Annotated in this window: 15 protein-coding genes, 2 tRNA genes and 1 pseudogene; 5 read left to right on the top strand and 13 right to left on the bottom strand. The window is 71.0% G+C overall.

Annotated features, from left to right (window positions below):
* Positions 1-109: 109 nt before the first annotated feature.
* Positions 110-523, bottom strand: a complete 414-nt coding sequence (locus K7G61_RS19675) for an ATP-binding protein (protein WP_225848207.1) — start codon at positions 521-523, stop codon at positions 110-112.
* Between the two features lie 182 nt (positions 524-705).
* Here K7G61_RS19675 and K7G61_RS19670 point away from each other — a divergent pair, with 182 nt between their 5' ends.
* Complete coding sequence (locus K7G61_RS19670) at positions 706-1,968, top strand: hypothetical protein (RefSeq protein ID WP_225848206.1); 1,263 nt, start codon at positions 706-708, stop codon at positions 1,966-1,968.
* On the top strand, positions 1,965-2,528 hold the full coding sequence (locus K7G61_RS19665) for a GNAT family N-acetyltransferase (RefSeq protein ID WP_225848205.1): 564 nt from the start codon (positions 1,965-1,967) through the stop codon (positions 2,526-2,528). Before K7G61_RS19670 ends, K7G61_RS19665 begins: the two co-directional genes overlap by 4 nt.
* A 12-nt stretch (positions 2,529-2,540) precedes the next feature.
* Here the strand turns inward: K7G61_RS19665 and K7G61_RS19660 are convergent, their stop codons facing one another.
* Complete coding sequence (locus K7G61_RS19660) at positions 2,541-2,840, bottom strand: hypothetical protein (RefSeq protein WP_225848204.1); 300 nt, start codon at positions 2,838-2,840, stop codon at positions 2,541-2,543.
* A gap of 90 nt (positions 2,841-2,930) precedes the next feature.
* Between K7G61_RS19660 and K7G61_RS19655 the strand changes: the two genes are divergently transcribed.
* Positions 2,931-3,620, top strand: coding sequence for a helix-turn-helix domain-containing protein (locus K7G61_RS19655; protein ID WP_225848203.1), 690 nt, complete (start codon positions 2,931-2,933; stop codon positions 3,618-3,620).
* A pseudogene (xerC, locus tag K7G61_RS37330) lies at positions 3,617-4,996 on the top strand (tyrosine recombinase XerC); the annotation flags it as partial. The gene K7G61_RS19655 and the pseudogene xerC, both read left to right, overlap by 4 nt.
* 257 nt (positions 4,997-5,253) lie before the next feature.
* Here xerC and K7G61_RS19645 read toward each other — a convergent pair.
* The 3 genes from K7G61_RS19645 to K7G61_RS19635 all read right to left on the bottom strand — a co-directional run bounded on the left by K7G61_RS19645 (position 5,254) and on the right by K7G61_RS19635 (position 8,972).
* Positions 5,254-5,326, bottom strand: a tRNA-Lys gene (locus tag K7G61_RS19645).
* Between the two features lie 150 nt (positions 5,327-5,476).
* A complete protein-coding gene (locus tag K7G61_RS19640; protein WP_225848202.1) occupies positions 5,477-7,657 on the bottom strand; it encodes a DEAD/DEAH box helicase in 2,181 nt (726 codons plus the stop codon).
* A 964-nt stretch (positions 7,658-8,621) separates the two neighbouring features.
* Positions 8,622-8,972, bottom strand: a complete 351-nt coding sequence (locus K7G61_RS19635; protein ID WP_225848201.1) for a metallopeptidase family protein — start codon at positions 8,970-8,972, stop codon at positions 8,622-8,624.
* A 123-nt stretch (positions 8,973-9,095) separates the two neighbouring features.
* On the opposite strand from K7G61_RS19635, the gene K7G61_RS19630 reads away from it, so the two are divergent.
* A tRNA-Glu gene (locus K7G61_RS19630) sits at positions 9,096-9,171 on the top strand.
* Between the two features lie 249 nt (positions 9,172-9,420).
* Here the strand turns inward: K7G61_RS19630 and K7G61_RS19625 are convergent.
* The 8 genes from K7G61_RS19625 to K7G61_RS19590 all read right to left on the bottom strand — a co-directional run bounded on the left by K7G61_RS19625 (position 9,421) and on the right by K7G61_RS19590 (position 17,520).
* Positions 9,421-10,467 (bottom strand): LacI family DNA-binding transcriptional regulator, encoded by a 1,047-nt coding sequence (locus K7G61_RS19625; RefSeq protein ID WP_225848200.1) that lies wholly within the window; start codon positions 10,465-10,467, stop codon positions 9,421-9,423.
* A gap of 37 nt (positions 10,468-10,504) precedes the next feature.
* Complete coding sequence (gene mmsB, locus K7G61_RS19620) at positions 10,505-11,755, bottom strand: multiple monosaccharide ABC transporter permease (protein ID WP_225848199.1); 1,251 nt, start codon at positions 11,753-11,755, stop codon at positions 10,505-10,507.
* Positions 11,756-11,761: 6 nt separating this feature from the next.
* Positions 11,762-13,306: a multiple monosaccharide ABC transporter ATP-binding protein gene (gene mmsA / locus K7G61_RS19615; protein WP_225848198.1), complete on the bottom strand. Its 1,545-nt coding sequence runs from the start codon at positions 13,304-13,306 to the stop codon at positions 11,762-11,764.
* A 104-nt stretch (positions 13,307-13,410) separates the two neighbouring features.
* On the bottom strand, positions 13,411-14,541 hold the full coding sequence (chvE, locus tag K7G61_RS19610) for a multiple monosaccharide ABC transporter substrate-binding protein (RefSeq protein WP_225848197.1): 1,131 nt from the start codon (positions 14,539-14,541) through the stop codon (positions 13,411-13,413).
* Between the two features lie 363 nt (positions 14,542-14,904).
* Positions 14,905-15,441, bottom strand: a complete 537-nt coding sequence (locus tag K7G61_RS19605; protein ID WP_225848196.1) for a hypothetical protein — start codon at positions 15,439-15,441, stop codon at positions 14,905-14,907.
* A complete protein-coding gene (locus tag K7G61_RS19600) occupies positions 15,438-16,763 on the bottom strand; it encodes an EsaB/YukD family protein (protein ID WP_225848195.1) in 1,326 nt (441 codons plus the stop codon). The genes K7G61_RS19605 and K7G61_RS19600 overlap by 4 nt, the downstream gene beginning before the upstream one ends.
* A gap of 123 nt (positions 16,764-16,886) precedes the next feature.
* Positions 16,887-17,090, bottom strand: a complete 204-nt coding sequence (locus K7G61_RS19595; RefSeq protein ID WP_225848194.1) for a hypothetical protein — start codon at positions 17,088-17,090, stop codon at positions 16,887-16,889.
* Between the two features lie 55 nt (positions 17,091-17,145).
* Positions 17,146-17,520, bottom strand: coding sequence for a hypothetical protein (locus K7G61_RS19590; RefSeq protein ID WP_225848193.1), 375 nt, complete (start codon positions 17,518-17,520; stop codon positions 17,146-17,148).
* Positions 17,521-17,658 lie beyond the last annotated feature (138 nt).

Below are 17,658 nucleotides of genomic sequence, written 5' to 3'. Positions count from 1 at the left end.
GGGAGAGGCACGCTGAGGCTTTCTGCGGGCGCGGGCGTATGGGTAATGGGGGTAATTGAGCCGGATCATGACGGTCCGTACGGAAGAGCTCGCCGCAGCGCTCCCCACTTCACGGCAATGCGCTCAGGCGCGCCCACACCGTCTTTCCGGAGCGATGCCGGATGACGCCCCATTGCCCGGCGGTGAAGGTGTTCACGAGCTGGAGGCCACGGCCGCCTTCCGCCTCGTCGCTGGGCACGTGCATGAGCGGCATCCCGGCCCCGGCGTCGTCGACCTCCAGGTGGAGCTCACCGTCGGGCCGGCGCTCGAAACGGGTCTCGATCCGCTCCTGATCGCCGCGGACGTGCACCACGGCGTTGGTCAGAAGTTCGGACAGCACAAGGCCCGCCTCGTGGGCCAGGTCGTGCATTCCCCAGCCGTCGAGAACGGCGAGGAGTGCTCGGCGGGCGTCCGGCACCGACTCCGGAACGTACGGCCAGCGGTGGACGACGGCCTTCGGCACGTCAGATGGGGGTGAGGTCATGGCAGGTGCCTCTGCAAAGGGTGGCGAAGATGCCGACGCGACTCGTTTCCGCGCGTCGGCCTTGTAATCACCCTCTACCTCTGCGTAATCGGCTCCAAGGACACTTCACCTGCTCCTTACTGCGCAAAGCAAGGACACTTTTCGTGGCTGACTCAGCGTGGCGGAGCCATTACTGTGCTGACATGCCCAGAAAGCGCAACCAGGTGCTGCGGGACCTCATGGCCAGGCGCGAGCTGACCCTGGAGAGGCTCGCCGAGGACCTGTGCGAAATGGCGCTCCTGCTCGGCCGCGAGCCGGTGACCGTATGGCCCAGGCACGTCGGGCGGTGGTTGTCCGGAGAGGTGACCTGGCCGTGGGACAAACACCGCGAGCTGCTGGAAGCGGTCTTCGGTCAGCCCGCGGAGGAACTCGGCTTCGTGCCGCCGCCCGGCTACGAGCGCAGTACGGTGCCCTTGCAGACCTCGTCGGACGGAACTCCAGTGCTACGCCGCCACTTCATCATCGGACTGGGTGCCGCCATCGCCCTCCCCTCCCTCCCGACCGCGGGCAGGCTGGGACACACCGACGTGGACGCGGTCCAGACCGCGATCACACAGCTCCACGCACTGGACGACCAGCACGGCGGGGCGGAGCTGGCGGAAGTCGCCGGCGCCTACGTGAGCCACGTCGAGCAGGCCGCGCGCACCTGCACGTACGGGGGCACCGTCCAGGCCCGCCTCCACCGGGCCGTGGGCGAACTCGCCGCCTCAGCGGGCTGGTTCGCTTACGACGGAGGCCGGCACGAGGACGCGCGCCGCTGGTGGGACCTGGGCATCCGGTACGCCACCCTCGCCTCCGACGCGATGCTGCAGGCCCGGATCTGGTCGTACATGGCCCGGCAGGCGTGCGATCTCGGACACGGCAGCGAAGCCGTGGCCCTCGCCCGCGTCGCCCTGGACCGTACCGGCACCCGGCGTGACCCCCGCCTGTCCGCTCTCCTGCATGCCCGCGTCGCCCTGGGGCACTCCCTCACCGGTGAGCGTTCGCGGACGGCCCGATCCCTCCACCGCGCCGACCTGGCCCTCGACCGGGCGCCCGATCAGACCATGCCGTGGCTCAGTTTCTGCGGGCCGGCGGAGCTGGCCGGTCAGGTAGCCCTGTGCGACTACAACCTGGGGCGCTACGAGGACGCCGCGCAGCGCGACGTCGACGCCCTCGGTCTGCTGCCCAAGGGCTTCGGCCGCAACAGTTTCGCCACGCAGGTCTCCCTGGCCCGCAACTGCCTCGCCGCCGGCCGCGCCGAGGAAGCCCTCGAAGCCGGCCACCGCGCCGTGGACCTGCTGCCCAGCGTCAAGAGCCCCCGCTGGGCACGGCACCTGGCGGACTTCGCCCACGCCGTCAGGCGGCAGGGTCCGACCCCGGCAGCGGCGGACTTCGCCGAGCGCTACCAGGCGGCGGTCGCATGACCACCCCGCGCGTCATGACCGTCACCCACTACACGCCCGCCGAGTTCCCAGGTATCCGCCAACAACTCCTGGACGTCTACGCCGAGGTGTACGCGGTGGAAGCGCGGACCGACCCGTTCTTCTCCCTGCCGCGCTTCGCCGCCCGCCTCGACGGACACGCCCGTCATCCCGGCTGGGCCTGCGCCATGGGCGAGATCGGCGACGAGGTCGTCGGCTACGCCTACGGCCGCCCCGATTCCGAGGACGAATGGCGCACCATGACCACCGTCACCGCACCCGAAGTACGCGACTACGGCGTCGGCGGGAACATGTTCGGCCTGTGCGAGATCATGGTCCGCGCCCCCTGGCGCGGCGCGGGCGCGGCCCGCACCATCCACGACGAACTGATGCGGGACCGCCCCGAACCCCGCGCCTCTCTCCTCGTCGAACAATCCCACCCTCGCGTCCGAGCGACCTACGAACGTTGGGGATACCAGGCGGTGGCCACCTCCCGGCCCTACCCCGACGCACCCGCCTACGACGCGATGGTCCTGGACCTCAGCGCCGCGCCGGCCGACTGACGGGCCGCCCCGTCAGGATCCGGTGCCGGATCGCGGGAGTACGCCTGCCTCCGCCGACTCGCAGCCGACCCCGTCCGGCGCCTGGGGTCCCACGCCGAGGAGCCTGAGCAGTTCGGCGGTCACCACCCGGTAGGCGTTGCCGAGCCGCAGGACCCGCACCGGGTAGGTCCCCCGCTTGGCGAGGGCGTACCCGGTGGAGCGCCCGAGCATCAGGGCGCGGTTGGCGGTGTCGAGATCGACCACCGCCGGAAGCGTGAGCAGTTGCTCGCCGGTGAGTCCGCGCCCCTCGTATCGCCGGATCGGTGTCGCCATGACGCCTCCACAACTCCTTCAGGTGACCGATTTGAGTGAATCTCTATCATGTATTCGCAGCCACACCTTTTGAATGCATATGGTGTCGTCATGACCCCTCAGCAATGGCCGGCCAAGCTGACCGCCCACATCGCCCGAGGAATGCGCGATGCGCGCAGGGCCGCGGGACTCACCATGGCGCGAGTCGCCCAGGGCTGCGCCGACCGCGGCATGCCGGAGATCAGCGAAAACTCCCTGAAGAACCTTGAATCGGGGCGGAAGACGAGCCTGTCCGTCGCGGACCTCTTCGTGCTGGCAGACGTCCTCGGCGTGCCGCCCATCACCCTCCTGTTCCCCCTCGGCTCCTTGGGGACGGTGGAGGTCCTGCCCGGACGAGTCGTGTCCACGTGGGACGCCCTTGCCTGGTTCACGGGCGAACTTCCTGCCGGTGAACCGGCCCCGGAGGGGAGCGCCAAGGCCGTGCTCGACGTCTTCCGCCACCACAGCGACCTGACGGCCGCAGCAGTGATCGCGAGGAATCTGGCCAAGGACCGGCGGCGAGCCGCGAACGCCACGCTCGACAAGGAACGCCGGAAAGCCCTGCTGGCCCGCGCCGCCGGCTACGAGGAACAAGCCTTCGAGGACTGCCGAGAGCTACGGACCTTCCGGGAGCTGATGCGGAACCGGGAGCTGGCGCCCCCGGCCCTGCCGGAGGAGCTGGCATTCGTCGACGACGCCCAGGAAGACATCCGCTCCGAAGATCGGCCGCACCCACCGGCCCCGAGGAAGGACGACGCATGAAGGGTTCGACGTTCCGCCGATGCGCCTGCCGTGACCCGGAGACCGGAAGGCAACTCGGCCAGTCCTGCCCGAAGCTCTCCCAGCGTCGGCACGGCACCTGGAACCTGCGTCAGGAGCTTCCACCGCGAGAGGACGGCACCCGACGCACCTTCCGCCGGGGCGGTTACGACTCCGCCAAGGACGCCCAGCAGGACCTGGACAAAGTCCGCGCCCTGCTCGCCATCGCCGACGCGGACGACCAGGACAACCGGGACAAGGTCGCCGAGCTGCTGGAGAACGTGGCCGCGGAAAAACTGCCGTTGCCGGGAGTCGACGCGATCCGCCGCAAACTGCACGCGGGCCAGCCGCTCACCTCGCACCTGACCGTGGGCGAATGGCTCGACACGTGGCTGGCGGCGAAGAAGACCCGCAGGACGACGACCAACGGCTACGCCTCTCACATCAGGGTCCACCTCAAGCCGCGAATCGGACACGTGCGCCTCGACCGGCTCAACGTCGGCCACGTTCAGACGATGTTCGACGCCATCGCGGACGAGAACGAAGTGATTCTCGCGGAGAACGCGGCCCGGAGGGAACAGGAGGCCCGAGCCACGTGGGGCAGGAGGTCACGGCCGCCGGGGCACGAGCGGGAGCAACTGGCCGCCGAGCGGGCCAAGCTGGCCGCAATGAAGCCCTACCGGAAGATCACCGGCCCGGCCACACGTCAGCGGATCCGCTCGACGCTGCGGGCCGCGCTGAACGCCGCCATCTCCCGGCAGCTCATCACCTTCAACCCGGCCGAGCACGTGGAGTTGGCTTCGGGGAAGCGGCCCAAGGGCCTGCTGTGGACGGACGAGCGCGTACGGCAGTGGGAGAAGACGGGCCAGAAGCCGTCCGCGGTCATGGTCTGGACGCCGAAGCAGCTCGGCCGCTTCCTGGACGCGGCCGAAGGCCACCGGCTGTACGCCCTCTTCCACCTCATCGCCTTCCGCGGCCTGCGTCGCGGCGAAGCGGTCGGCCAGGGCTGGGCGGACATCCATCTGGATCGCGCGGAGTTGACCGTGTCCGCGGAGATCGTGGTGGACGGCTGGACGCCGTACGAGTCGGAGCCCAAGACGGACGGCAGCGCCGCCACGATCCACCTGGACAGCGTCACCGTGGCGGTCCTGCGGGCGCACCGCCTCCGGCAGAACAAGGAACGCCTCAAGTGGGGTGAGGCCTGGAAGGAAACCGGCAAGGTCTTCACCCGCCAGGATGGAAGCTGGCTTCATCCGGAAGAGGTCTCGCAGGAGTTCAGGAAGATCAGCGACGCCGCCGGCCTGCCGCCCATCAACCTCCGCGACCTGCGCCACGTGGCCGCCACCCTGACCCACGCCGGAGGCGGAGACCTCCACACGATCAAGGAAGTGCTCCGCCACTCGACGATCACACTCACGTCCGACACCTACACAACCCTGCTCCCGGACATCAACCGGCGGGTAGCGGAGAAGGCCGCGCGGCTCGTGCCGAGGGCGGCCCGGAAGGTGGTCGGCGGAACCGCCGGGCTCACACCGGGCTCACCGAAGCCCGCCCGAACGGCCGCCGCCCCCTCCTCGGCAAGCGAGAAGGGGGCGGCGGCCCAGGTCAGCGCGGGTGTCCCTGCTGACCCATCAGGTAGGCCGTGTGGGACTCGAACCCACAACCAATGGATTAAAAGTCCACTGCTCTGCCAATTGAGCTAACGGCCCGCACACCGCAGCATAGCCGGGGATCGGGTCCGGGTAGGGACCATATCCCCGGTGGCCGCGGTCGGGTCGGGAAGGGGGCGCCCCCGAGGGCCGCGGGGGGCCGCGGGCCGCGGGGGCGGAGAGCGTTCGGGTCGGGAGGCGGTGGCCGGGTCAGCCGTTGCGCTTCCAGCGGGGCTTGCGCTCGAAGGAGGTCGCGCGGTCGCCGCGGTCCCGGTCGGCGAAGGACGGGCGGCGGTCCCGGTCACCGTACGAGGGCCGCGAGTCACGGCGGTCGCGGTTGAAGGGACGGTCGTCCCGGTGGCGGTCGTCGCGGCCGTACGACGGACGGGTGTCCCGCCGGTCCCGGTCGCCGTAGACGGGGCGGCGGTCCCGGTCACCGTACGACGGCCGCGAGTCGCGGTCACCGTACGACGGCCGCGAGTCGCGGTCACCGTACGAGGGGCGCGAGTCGCGGTCACCGTACGAGGGGCGCGAGTCGCGGCGGTCGTCGCGGTTGTACGACGGACGGGCGTCGCGGCGGTCACGGTCCCGGTCACGGTCGCCGTAGGACGGGCGGCGGTCCCGGTCACCGTACGACGGCCGCGAGTCGCGACGGTCCCGGTCGCGGTCCCTGTCCCGGTCGCCGTAGGACGGGCGGCGGTCCCGGTCACCGTACGACGGCCGCGAGTCGCGACGGTCGTCACGGCGGTCGTCGCGGCCGAAGGAGCGGTCGTCGCGGCGCTGCGGTGCGGCGGCACGCTCCTCGCGCGGCTCCGGTACGAAGGGCTTCTCCTCGGCCGCCGCGGCAGCGGCAGCGGCAGCCTCGGCCGCCTTCGCCGCGATCGCCTCGTCCGGGTCCTCGCCGCGTTCGCGGGCCGAGCGGGCGGTCAGGCGGTCGGCCTCCTCGCGCAGTTCGGCGGCGCGGCGCTGGAGGCGTTCGAGCTGGCGGGCGAGGTCGGCGACGTCGCGTTCGGCCTGGGCCGCCGCGTTCTCGGCGGCGTCGGCCTGGACGTCGGTGAGGGAACGGGCGCCGGTGATCCGCGCCACGTCCTCGTCGAAGACGCCGGCGCCGCCGATGATGTGGCGCGAGGCGTCCACGCCCGCGTCCTCCATCAGCCGGAAGATCTGCCGGCGCTGGTGCGGCAGCGCGAGCGAGACGACCGTGCCTGACTTGCCCGCGCGGGCGGTGCGGCCGCTGCGGTGCAGGTAGTCCTTGTGGTCGCCGGCCGGGTCGACGTTGAGGACCAGGTCGATGCCGTCGACGTGGATGCCGCGGGCGGCGACGTCGGTGGCGACCAGCACGCTCACGTGCCCGGCCTTGAAGTCCTCCAGGGTGCGGGTACGGGCGCCCTGGGTCATGCCGCCGTGCAGCGCGTCGGCGCGCACGCCGGTCTCCTGGAGCTGCTCGGCGACCCGGTCGGCACCCATCTGGGTACGGACGAAGATGATCGTACGGCCCTTGCGCGCGGCGATCGCGGCGGTCACCGGCGCCTTGTCCTTGGGCTTCACGATCAGGATGTGGTGGGTCATGGTGGTCACCGCGCCCTGGGCGGCGTCCACCTCGTGCGTGACCGGGTCGACCAGGTAGCGCTTGACCAGGGTGTCGATCTCGTTCTCCAGCGTCGCGGAGAACAGCAGCCGCTGGCCGCCGGCCGGGATGAGGTCGAGGATCTCGGTGACCTCGGGCAGGAAGCCCATGTCGGCCATCTGGTCGGCCTCGTCCAGGACGGCGATCTGTACGTTGTCCAGGACGGCGGCGCCGCGGTTGATCAGGTCGCGCAGCCGGCCGGGGGTGGCGACCAGGATGTCCACGCCGCGCTCCAGGGCGTAGATCTGGTTCTGCATGGAGGTGCCGCCGCAGACGACCTTCATCCTCAGGCCGAGGACGTCGCCGTACGGCTGGAGGGCGTCGGCGACCTGCATGGCCAGCTCGCGGGTCGGGGTGAGGATGACGCCGCGGGGGTGCTTCTTCTGCGTGTGGCCGCCGGCCAGCAGGGTCAGCAGCGGCAGGCCGAAGGAGAGCGTCTTGCCGGAGCCGGTACGGCCGCGGCCGAGGATGTCCCGGCCGCTCAGGGCGTCCGGAATGGTGGCGGCCTGGATCGGGAAGGGGGTCACCACGCCGTTGTGCGTGAGCTTGCGGACGATCTCCTCGGGCAGGCCGAGGTCGGCGAAGGTGACCTCGCCGGCGGCGGGTGTCCCGGATCCGGCGGCGGGCGCCTCGAATCCGGTGGTGGTGGCGGTGGCGGCGTCGGGGGCCGCGTCGGCGTTCTCGGGGTTCCCCGGGTTCCCGGGGTTCTCCAGGTTCTCCGGGTTCCCGGGCAGGACGGAACGGTCGACACTGTCAACGGACATGCGAAAACAAACCTCTCGGAGTCTTACGGCACGCGCCAGCTCCGCAGGTTGCTTACAACCGCCTCGATGCGGTCAGCCACAGGAGTCACGGAACGCGCCACGCGGCGCGTATCGGATCGGCGCCAGGCAAGTGGGAAAAACAGGACGTGGGATCAAACGATCTACCAGCATACGCACACCCCGCCGCATTCCCAAATCACCGCTCCGACCTGGCATTATGCGCCGCCGCCGCTGACGGGGACGCGGATCCGCCGGGGTCGGGGGTGGGGCTGACGGTGGGCGGATCGGTCGGCGGGGCCGTCGTGGGGGCCTCGGAGGGGGCGGACGAGGCCGGCGGCTGGACCGTCGGCGAGGGGCGTCCGCCGGGCCCGGACGCGCTCGGGGCGCCGGGCGGGGGCGGCACCGCGCGGCCACCGGGCGCCTTCCGGCCGGGGGTGGGGGCGGAGGGGGAGGCGGGGGCGGACGAGGCCGGCCCGGAGCCCGTCGGTGACGGGGACACGCCGCCGCGGCTGCGGCCGCCCCGGGGCGCGCCGCCGCCCTGACCGGCCCCGCGAGGCTGGGCCGCGACCTGGCCCGCGCCGGCCGGCACCCGGCCGCCGGGCGCCTTCTGATCGGGCACGCCCCCCGTACTGACGCATGACGCGGCACCGGCCGCCAGCAGCGTCACGAGCACGGCGGCACGCACCCCGGCGACGACCCGGCCCACGGGAACGGTACGGGCGGCCGGCCCGGCGCCGGCGCCACGGGCGGGCGCGGGGGTTCCCGCGGTACGGGCGGTACGGGCGGCCGACCCGGCGCCGGCGCCACGGGCGGGCGCGGGGGTTCCCGGACCGCGGGCACCTGCGGCGGCTCGGGCACTTCCGGTGGCTCCGGCGGCTCGGGCGGCTCCGGCACGGTCGTCGGTGTTCGCGGTCATGTCCTGTCCAACGCGGCGGCGTCCGGCAGGACACGCCCCGCGGCAGGCTCAGCCGTAACCCAAGGAGTGCAGCCGCGCGTCGTCGATGCCGAAGTGGTGGGCGATCTCGTGGACGACGGTGACCTCGGTCTCCTCGACGACCTCCTCGCGGGAGTCGCACATCCGCAGGGTGGGGCCGCGGTAGATGGTGATCCGGTCGGGCAGCACGCCCGCGTACCACTCACCGCGCTCGGTCAGCGGCGTCCCCTCGTACAGGCCCAGGAGCTGCGGCTCCCCGGCGGGCGGCTCGTCCTCGACGAACACGGCGACGTTGTCCATCAGGCGGGTCAGCTCGGCCGGGATCCGGTCCAGCGCCTCGCCGACCAGCTCCTCGAACTCCTCGCGGCTCATCTCCAGCACAGGCCCATTGTGACCCGCGCCCCGCCCGTCGTCCGGGAAACCGTTTTGGCGATCCCCCGGCCGATCCCATATGCTTCTCGCGTCCCCGACGTGCGCAGACAAGCGCCCACGGCGGGCCATTCAGCCCTCATCGTCTAGTGGCCCAGGACGCCGCCCTTTCAAGGCGGTAGCACGGGTTCGAATCCCGTTGGGGGCACCAACAGCGTCGGCACCTTCGGGTGCTTCCCCGCGGGGGAGCACCCGATGCGAGGTCGGCATGATCGTTTCGATCCTTTCCCCATGCTCGCGCCGGGTCGGCCGGCACGTCGCCCGGAAGCGCGACGGTGAGGGTCACATCATCCGAGTCCTGGCGCGGCCCTGCCGGCGCGGCGCAGCCGAAGCAGCTTGGCGAGACCGTCCGTGAGGGTGGCCGCCCCGTGTCCCCTGGGCCGGCCACCGCCGCCGGGAACTATCGGGCCGGCCGCCCGGTGCTCCGACGCACGACCAACTCCGTAGGGATCACGGCCTGGGCCGTCACACGTCCGGCGGAGTTGTCGATCTGTTCCAGCATCAGGTTCACGCTCCGCCGGCCGAGCGCGGCGAAGTCCTGCCGCAGTGTCGTCAGGGGTGGCGTGAGGAACGCCGCCTCGGGGATGTCGTCGAACCCGATGACGCTGACGTCGTCGGGCACCCGCCGTCCGGCCTCGTGCATTGCCCACAGCACGCCGAGGGCGATCTGGTCGTTGGCGGCGAACACGGCTGTCACGTCCGGATCGGCCGCGAGTACCCGGCCCCGCTCATGGCCTGACGCGGCGCTCCAGCCACCCGCCGTCGGCTCCGGGATCGGAACTCCGGCCGTGCTCAGTGCGTCGCGCCAGCCTCGGGCCCGCTCGCGCGCGTCCAGCCAGTCGGCGGGTCCCGGAACGTGGTGCACCGTACGGTGGCCGAGGTCGAGGAGATAACGGACGGCCGCCAGCGGCCCGTTGTACTGGTCGACCATGACGGCGGGCACGGTGTCGGCATGCCCCAGCGCGACGATCGGCATGTTGCCCGGCAGATGCTTGACCACGCGGTCGGCCGGGACGTGGCCGGGAATCAGGATGACCCCGTCCACGCCTTGGCCCCGAAGCCGGTCGGCGGCATCGGCGATCGAGTTCTGGCTCGCCGACTGCAGGCTTACCACGGATGTGAAGTACTCGGCCGCTCGCGCGCTGCGCTCGATCGCGCTGATCATCGCCGCCGGTCCCAACAGCGAGGTGTCTAAACTGACCACCCCCAAAGTCCGTGACGACCCCGTGGCCAGTGCCCGGGCGAAGGCGTTGGGCGTGAACTCCAGCTGCGCCGCGGCGGCCAGAACCTTCGCCCGGGTCTGCGGGCTGACCTTGGAATCCGGCTTGAACACCCGTGACACCGTCTGATGCGAGACTCCTGCCAGCCGAGCCACGTCCCGCAGCCCCGGCCGCGTCCCGGGCACGCGCGTGGGACGGGTTTGCCCCGCGGTCCGTTCCGCTGCCATGGCCTCCCCGTCTCCTCGCCGCGTTGTCCCGCGAATTCTAGTTGGCGGTGCCGGCGCGCCGCTTGGCCCATACGTCGAAGGCGACGGCGGCCAGCAGGATGAGGCCCTTGACCAGCATGACGCGTTCGCTCGGGGCGCCGAGCAGTGACATGCCGTTGTTGATGACGCCCATGATCAGCCCGCCGGTGATCGCGCCGATCACCTTGCCGACCCCGCCCTGGACCGCGGCCCCGCCGATGAACGCCGCGGCGATCGCGTCGAGTTCGAAGTTACCGCCCGCTGTGGGCCCGGCCTGGTTGAGCCGGCCGGCGAAGACGACGCCCGCGATGGCGGCCAGAACGCCCATGTTGACGAAGATCCAGAAGGTCACCCTCTTGACCTTGACGCCGGACAGCACCGCGGCCTGGGCACTGCCGCCGATCGCGTAGATGTGCCGGCCGAAGACGGTCCGGCCTGCCATCAGGCTGTAGCCGAGGACCAGCACCGTGAGGAGGACGAGCACCCAGGGCAGGTTCTTGAACCGGGCCAACTGGACCACGACGCCGAGGACCACGAAGGCCATGAGCGCCATCTTCCCCGCGAACGACGCAATCGGTTCGACGCTCTGCTTGTAGCTGATCCGGGCCTGCCGGGCGCGCCACTGGACGCCTATCGCGGCGATCACGGCGATGACCCCGACCAGCAGGGTGAACAGGTCCGCGCCGCCGAGCGGCCCCAGGCCCACGTTGCCGAACAGTGTGCCGATGAAGCCGGTGGACATCGTCCGGACGCCGTCCGGGAACGGCCCGATGCCCTGGTTGCCGAGAACCGTCATCGTCAGCGCCCGGAAGACGAGCATGCCGGCCAGCGTCACGATGAACGCCGGGATCCCGAAGTACGCGACCCAGTAGCCCTGCCACGCCCCGATCAGGGCCCCGACGACGATCGTGAGGAGCACGGCCAGCGGCCAGGGCACATGGTGGTTCACCATCAGCACCGCCGAAACGGCGCCGGTCACGGCGACCACCGATCCGGCCGACAGGTCGATGTGCCCGGCGATGATCACCAGGATCATCCCGATCGCCAGGATCAGGATGTAGGAGTTCTGGACGATCAGGTTGGAGATGTTCTCCGGCGTCAGCAGGATGCCGTTGGTCAGGATGTCGAAGAGTACGACGATCAGGGCGAAGGCGATGTAGATGCCGCTGGAGCGCAGGTTGAGTTCGAACCGGCGAGGGCCGACGGGGAGGGGGGCCCTGAGCCCTGTGTCGGGCGGAGCCTGTCCGCTGGGGGACGCGACACTGCTCATGTGGGGTTAACGCTCCTTTTCCTGGGTCATGAACCGCATGAGCTTCTCGGGGGTGGCCTCGGCACGCGACAACTCGCCGGTGATCCGGCCGGCGGACATCGCGTAGACGCGGTCGCAGATCCCGAGCAGCTCGGGTAGCTCGGAGGAGATGACGAGCACTGCCTTGCCCTCGTCGGCGAGCCGGTTGACGATCGTGTAGATATCGAACTTCGCGCCCACGTCGATGCCGCGGGTCGGCTCGTCGAGGATCAGAACGTCGGGGTCGGTGAACATCCACTTCGACAGCACGACCTTCTGCTGGTTGCCGCCGGAGAGCTTGCCGGTGACCGCGGTGACGGCGGGCGCCTTGATGCTCAATTCGGCGCGGTACCGGTCGGCGACGCTGAACTCCTCCTGCGCGTCGACGAGTCCGCGTTTGGCCAGCTTCCCGAGGGCCGCGGCCGAGACATTGCGCTTGATGTCGTCGATCAGGTTCAGCCCGTACCGCTTGCGGTCCTCGGTGGCATAGCCCAATCCGTGCTTGATCGCCTCGTCGACGCTGCGCAGGCGGATCTCTTTGCCGTCCTTGACGATTCGGCCGGAGATGCCGGTGCCGTAACTGCGGCCGAACACACTCATCGCCAGCTCGGTCCGGCCGGCGCCCATCAGCCCGGCCAGGCCGACGATCTCGCCTCGTCGCAGGGTGATGCAGGCCCCGTCGACGACCTTGCGGCCGCGCTGGGTCGGCGAGTAGACGGTCCAGTCCTCGATCCGCAGGACTTCGTCGCCGATGTTCGGTTCGTGGTCGGGGAAGCGGTGCTCCAGGTCGCGCCCCACCATGCCGGTGATGATCCGGTCCTGGGTGACCAGGTCCTGCCTCATGTCGAGCGTCTCGATCGTGCGGCCGTCGCGCAGGATCGTGGTCGAGTCGGCGATCGCCTCGATCTCGTTCAGCTTGTGCGAGATGATCACCGCGCTGAGGCCCTGGCCACGCAGCTCGCGCAGCAGATCGAGCAGATGCTCGGAGTCGTCGTCGTTGAGCGCCGCGGTCGGCTCGTCGAGGATCAGCAACCTGACCCGCTTCGCCAGCGCCTTCGCGATCTCGACCAACTGCTGCTTGCCGACGCCGAGGTCCTTCACCGCGGTGGTCGGATTCTCCCGCAGGCCGACCCGCTCAAGCAGCTCCGCGGCCTCGGCGTTGGTGCGGTGCCAGTCGATCAGGCCGCGGCGCACGCGCTCGTTGCCGAGAAAGATGTTCTCCGCGATCGACAGGTGCGGGGACAGCGCCAGCTCCTGGTGGATGATGACGATGCCGCGCTGTTCGCTGCTGCGGATGTCCGAGAACCGGCCCGGCTCGCCGTCGAACTCGATCTCGCCGTCGTAGGTGCCGTGCGGATACACGCCGGACAGCACCTTCATCAGCGTTGACTTGCCCGCGCCGTTCTCCCCGCAGATGGCGTGGATCTCGCCACGCCGCACCTCCAGGTGCACATCCTCCAGGGCCTTGACCCCGGGGAAGGTCTTGGTGATCCCGCTCATCCGCAGGATGACGTCGTCCGCCGGTGCTGCCATCTCAGGTTCCTTCTCGTGCTACTCACACCGGATAGGTAGGCCGCGTGGTGGCCCGGGCGGAGCAGCGGTGGGCTGCTCCTGCGCCCGGGGCACCTTTCGGGGAGCTACTGGAGCTGCGCGGCGGTGTAGTAGCCGCTGTCGACCAGGACCGACTTGTAGTTGTCCTTGTAGACGGTGGAGAAGGGCAGCACCTCGGTCGGGACGACCTTGGCGCCGTTGTTGTAGTCCGTGCTGTTCGTGGTGACCGGCTTGCCCTTGAGGACCTGGTCGGCCATGGTCACGGCCAGGGCGGCGAGCTTGCGGGTGTCCTTCCAGACGGTCGCGTACTGCTCACCGGCGATGATCGACTTCACCGAGGCGACCTCGGCGTCCTGCCCGGTCACGATCGGGTAGGGCTGGTTCGCGGTGCCGTACCCGGCCGACTTGAGCGCGGACAGGATGCCGATCGAGATCCCGTCGTACGGTGAGAGCACGCCGGCGATCTTGGCGCCGGTGTACGCCTTGGTCACGATGTCTTCCATCCGCTTCTGGGCGGTGGCCGGGTCCCAGCGCATGGTCGCGACGGTGTTGAAGTTCGTCTCGCCGCTCTTGACGACCAGCTTGCCGCTGGCGAGGTAGGGCTTCAGGGTGTCCATGGCGCCGCGGAAGAAGTACGGGGCGTTGTTGTCGTCGGGCGACCCCGCGAACAGCTCGATGTTGAACGGCCCGGCCGGAGCCGGGGAGACATCGGTGCCGTCCTCCTTCTTGATCCCGAGGCCGACCAGCAGCGAGGTCGCCTGCTGAACGCCGACCTTGTAGTTGTCGAAGCTGGCGTAGTAGTCGACGTTGGGCGACTTCATCAGCAGCCGGTCGTAGGAGATGACCTTGATGCCCTTGTCGTGGGCCTCTTGAAGCTGGTTGCTCAGCGCGGTGCCATCGATGGAGGCGATGATCAGGACCTTCGCGCCCTTGGTGATCTGGGTCTCGATCTGGTTCGCCTGGGTGGGGATGTCGTTGTTCGCGTACTCCAGGTCGACCTTGTAGCCGAGCTTCTCCAGCCCTGCCTTGACGTTGTCGCCGTCGTGGATCCACCGCTCGGAGGACTTGGTCGGCATGGTGACCCCGACCAGCGCGCCGGCGGTCGAACCGGTGCCGGCGTTCGCCTTGTCGACGGTCTTCGTCGCCGACCCGCACGCGGCCAGTGGCGCCGCGAGAGCGACGACCGTGACCGCGACGGCAAGTTTTCTGGACTTCATGTCTCTCCTCGGGGAGATGCCTGTGCGCGCCGCACGCGGTCGCGGATTCTGCGGAGCCGGTGTAACCAGCGGGTTTCCCACTGATGACAGCTCCGTAGGCCGAGAGTGTTACCGGTCACCTTGATGGTGTCAAGGGTGCTCCCCAGGCGAGCTGGGCACGATGCCTGAACCGATCGGGAGCGCGTCACCAAAGTGTTACCGTTCAGATTCCGGCCCGCGCTTCCGTCTCCGAACGGGTCGGGACAGATGCGACAGCGGCACGACCGTTCTTCGCGGCGTCCGCCCATCGGCTGTCACCGGCGCGGCGCGAACTGCCCGTCGGGCGCGGCCCGATCTGCCCGTTCCGCCGCGCCAGGTGTCGGGTTACGCCGCCGGGTCCGGTGACGGACGGGGGCCGGGGTCCGGGGCGGGGCCCGGCGGCGTGTCCGGGGTCGTGCCGCCCGTGGCGACTCGGCCCGCCTCGCGCAGGTCCTCGGGGTCGGACCGCCGCAGGACGAAGATGCGGGCCAGCGCCAGCATGCTGGGGCCGGACAGTGCCGCGGCCAGCCAGGGCTGCCCCGCCGTTCCGACGACGACCGCGCCGGTCAGCATGAACAGGGAGATCACCAGCCCCGCCCAGAGCCCGGACAGGTAGCGGATGTGCGCCCGGCGGTCGGCGCCCTCGCGCGCGGCGTTCTCGGCGAGTGCGACGTTCATCCGTTCCGCGGCGCGTTCCTGCTCCAGGCGCAGTTCGTGCTCGCGCGCCAGTTGGGGTTCGAGAGCCTTGAGCGCGATCCGCAGGTGCTCCGGCGGAAGGGACGCCCACTGGGTCGCCAGGTCCAGCGCACTCGGTTGCCGGTCGACGCTCCGGCCATGGGCACCGCCCTGCACGTCCAGCGCGCGGGAGTCGCCGTCGGTCATCGCCGGCCTCCGCCCATGCCGCCGCTGCCTCCGGTGACCGGGGCGAGGTCGTGGGCCGCGGCCTCGGGCGGCGGCCCGAGCGCGAGGAACAGACGGGTCAGCCCCGTCACGACCGTCTCGGCCGCGGACGGGAGATCCGGTTTCCCCGTCATGGCCAGCAAGGCCGCCACGGCGCTCCACTCGCCGCCGCCGTCCTCGTAGTCCCCGTCGTCCTCGCGGTCGTCGCGGTCCTCGCGGTCCTCGCGGTCGTCGAACGTGTACGGATGCGCGAACGGCTGCCCAGCAGTGCGGATGGCCGCGCGGAACGTGTCGTGGCGGAAAACGAAGCTTCCGCCGCCCGCCGTGGCCTCCGGCGTGACACGCAGCGTCTCGCCGTCACGGACACCTGTGTCGTGCAGGGTCGCTTCCGGGTCCAGGCGTTCGACGCTTCCGTCGGCGCGTTGACGGTCGGTCACCACGCGAGGAGGCCGGCCGTGCGGCGCTCCGCGGCCGTACTGCTCCAGCACCCCGTCGGCCACGTCACCCACACGGGTGATGGAGGGTACCTCGCTGATTTCGAACAGCTGCCGGTCCGGGCCCTGGACAAGCGTTCCCTGCAGCAGATAGGGCCGGTGGCTCGCCCTGGTCTGGCGGATTTCGGCGTCGTCTGGCGCACCGGCGGCACGCAGCGTACGCCGAAGGCGCTCGACCCGGCGTTCCGCCCAGGGTGCTGCCAGGATCACGGCGCTCTCGGCCGTCTCCGTCGAGCCGGTACGGTACGCCAGCCGCGCGCCCGGGTCCTCGTCCAGCACCGCACGCAGGAATTCCTCGTGGTGGCCGCTCGCGAGGTAGACCAGCACGGGATAGCCGTCCCGTGACTCCGCCTCGTTGCCCGCTGCTTGGGCGCTCAGACGGTCCACCATCGGCTGTGCGTCCCCGACGCTGACGTTGCCGGCCACGTCACCGACCTGGACGGCGCGGGCGCCCGCGGCCGGCGTCCCGCCCTGCCCCGCCACCGCGAGAACCCTGTCCTCCGCGGCCCTCAGCGCCCGGGCGAACACCCCGTCCCGCTCGACGGCGTCCTCCAGGGCCAACTCGACGCGCAGCCGGGTGCGCCGGGTCAACTCCCCACGTGCCGCGGCCTCCTCCCGCAACCGGACCAGCGCGGTGTCACCCGCCAGCCGCCGGAGGACCAGTTCGTGCAGCCGCTCCACCGCGGCGTCCAGCACACCATCGGGCCCCTGGTCCGGCCGTCCGGCGGTACCACCGGCCCTGCGCGACATCCACGCGAAAAGCTGCTCGACGACCAGCTCCACACCGACCACGGCCACCCCCAGGCGCAACCGACCACCACCGAACGTAACGCCATCCGCCCGAAGGCCGTGCCCAAACCGCCGAACGCGGTACCACTGCCGCCGAACAGGCCGCCGCGAGCGCCGTCACCGGGACCCGCGGCGGCCCATGGCTCACGCCGTCGCGGCCGCCCCGGTCCCCGCGCGCGCCGGCTCCCGGTACAGGTACCAGCGCTCGGCGGCCGTCCAGGCCGTGGTGGTGGGCAGGTAGAGCCCCGCCGCCAGAGGCACGAACGCCGCGAACACCACTGTGCCGAAGGGCAGGTACGGGGCGAGCCGGGCCGCCACCGCCGCGTACACGCCGAGGAAGAAAGCCACCTGCGCCGGGACCGCGGGCACCCGCCCGGCCCGCCCGGCGTACCCGGCGTACCCGTCAGCGCGGCCCGAAGGTGATGCCGCCCTGAATGTCGCGCGCCTGCACGAGGGTCGTGACGGTCCCGCTGTTGGTGTTGTGGACGTCGGGCCGGTCGGGTGGGGCGGGCAGGTGGCGTACGACGTCGAGCAGGGCCGGGCGCTCCGCGAGGACGGCGGCGAGGTAGCCGGCCCAGTACGCGCGCTGGACGGCCTCGTCCTCGCCCAGTCCTTCGGCCTGCTGGTGGGCGGTGTCCAGGCGGCGTTCGACGTCCGCGGGCGCCTCGCCGGTCTGCCGACTCCAGCGGCGTACGAGGGCGTCGCGCACCTGGGCCCAGCCGTCGGTGAGCATCGCCGTGACGAGGGACTGGGCACCGGGGATGAGCGCTGAGGTCACCGGATCCATGGGATGATCACGCACCTTTGCGGTCGGTTCCGACCATGATGACGGAACGCGGCGGGGCGGGTCCCGTCGCCCGCGGACCGCGACGAGGCGGCCGTCCCCGCCCGTTCGGCGCCCCTTCACCCGCACGCG

Source organism: Streptomyces sp. HPF1205 (genome assembly GCF_020400825.1).
In the GTDB taxonomy this organism is placed as follows: Bacteria; Actinomycetota; Actinomycetes; order Streptomycetales; family Streptomycetaceae; genus Actinacidiphila.
Note: the sequence above shows the minus strand (reverse complement) of the source record. Positions and strands in the feature narration are given on the sequence as shown.

Excerpts from the sequence above, each read along its gene's own strand:
- mmsA (WP_225848198.1), bottom strand. The coding sequence starts at position 13,306 with ATGGCAGCACCGGCGGACGACGTCATCCTGCGGATGAGCGGGATCACC.
- mmsB (WP_225848199.1), bottom strand. The coding sequence starts at position 11,755 with ATGAGCAGTGTCGCGTCCCCCAGCGGACAGGCTCCGCCCGACACAGGG.
- K7G61_RS19660 (WP_225848204.1), bottom strand. The coding sequence starts at position 2,840 with ATGGCGACACCGATCCGGCGATACGAGGGGCGCGGACTCACCGGCGAG.
- K7G61_RS19605 (WP_225848196.1), bottom strand. The coding sequence starts at position 15,441 with ATGACCGACGGCGACTCCCGCGCGCTGGACGTGCAGGGCGGTGCCCAT.
- K7G61_RS19640 (WP_225848202.1), bottom strand. The coding sequence starts at position 7,657 with ATGTCCGTTGACAGTGTCGACCGTTCCGTCCTGCCCGGGAACCCGGAG.
- K7G61_RS19655 (WP_225848203.1), top strand. The coding sequence starts at position 2,931 with ATGACCCCTCAGCAATGGCCGGCCAAGCTGACCGCCCACATCGCCCGA.
- K7G61_RS19625 (WP_225848200.1), bottom strand. The coding sequence starts at position 10,467 with ATGGCAGCGGAACGGACCGCGGGGCAAACCCGTCCCACGCGCGTGCCC.
- K7G61_RS19675 (WP_225848207.1), bottom strand. The coding sequence starts at position 523 with ATGACCTCACCCCCATCTGACGTGCCGAAGGCCGTCGTCCACCGCTGG.
- K7G61_RS19665 (WP_225848205.1), top strand. The coding sequence starts at position 1,965 with ATGACCACCCCGCGCGTCATGACCGTCACCCACTACACGCCCGCCGAG.
- chvE (WP_225848197.1), bottom strand. The coding sequence starts at position 14,541 with ATGAAGTCCAGAAAACTTGCCGTCGCGGTCACGGTCGTCGCTCTCGCG.
- K7G61_RS19670 (WP_225848206.1), top strand. The coding sequence starts at position 706 with ATGCCCAGAAAGCGCAACCAGGTGCTGCGGGACCTCATGGCCAGGCGC.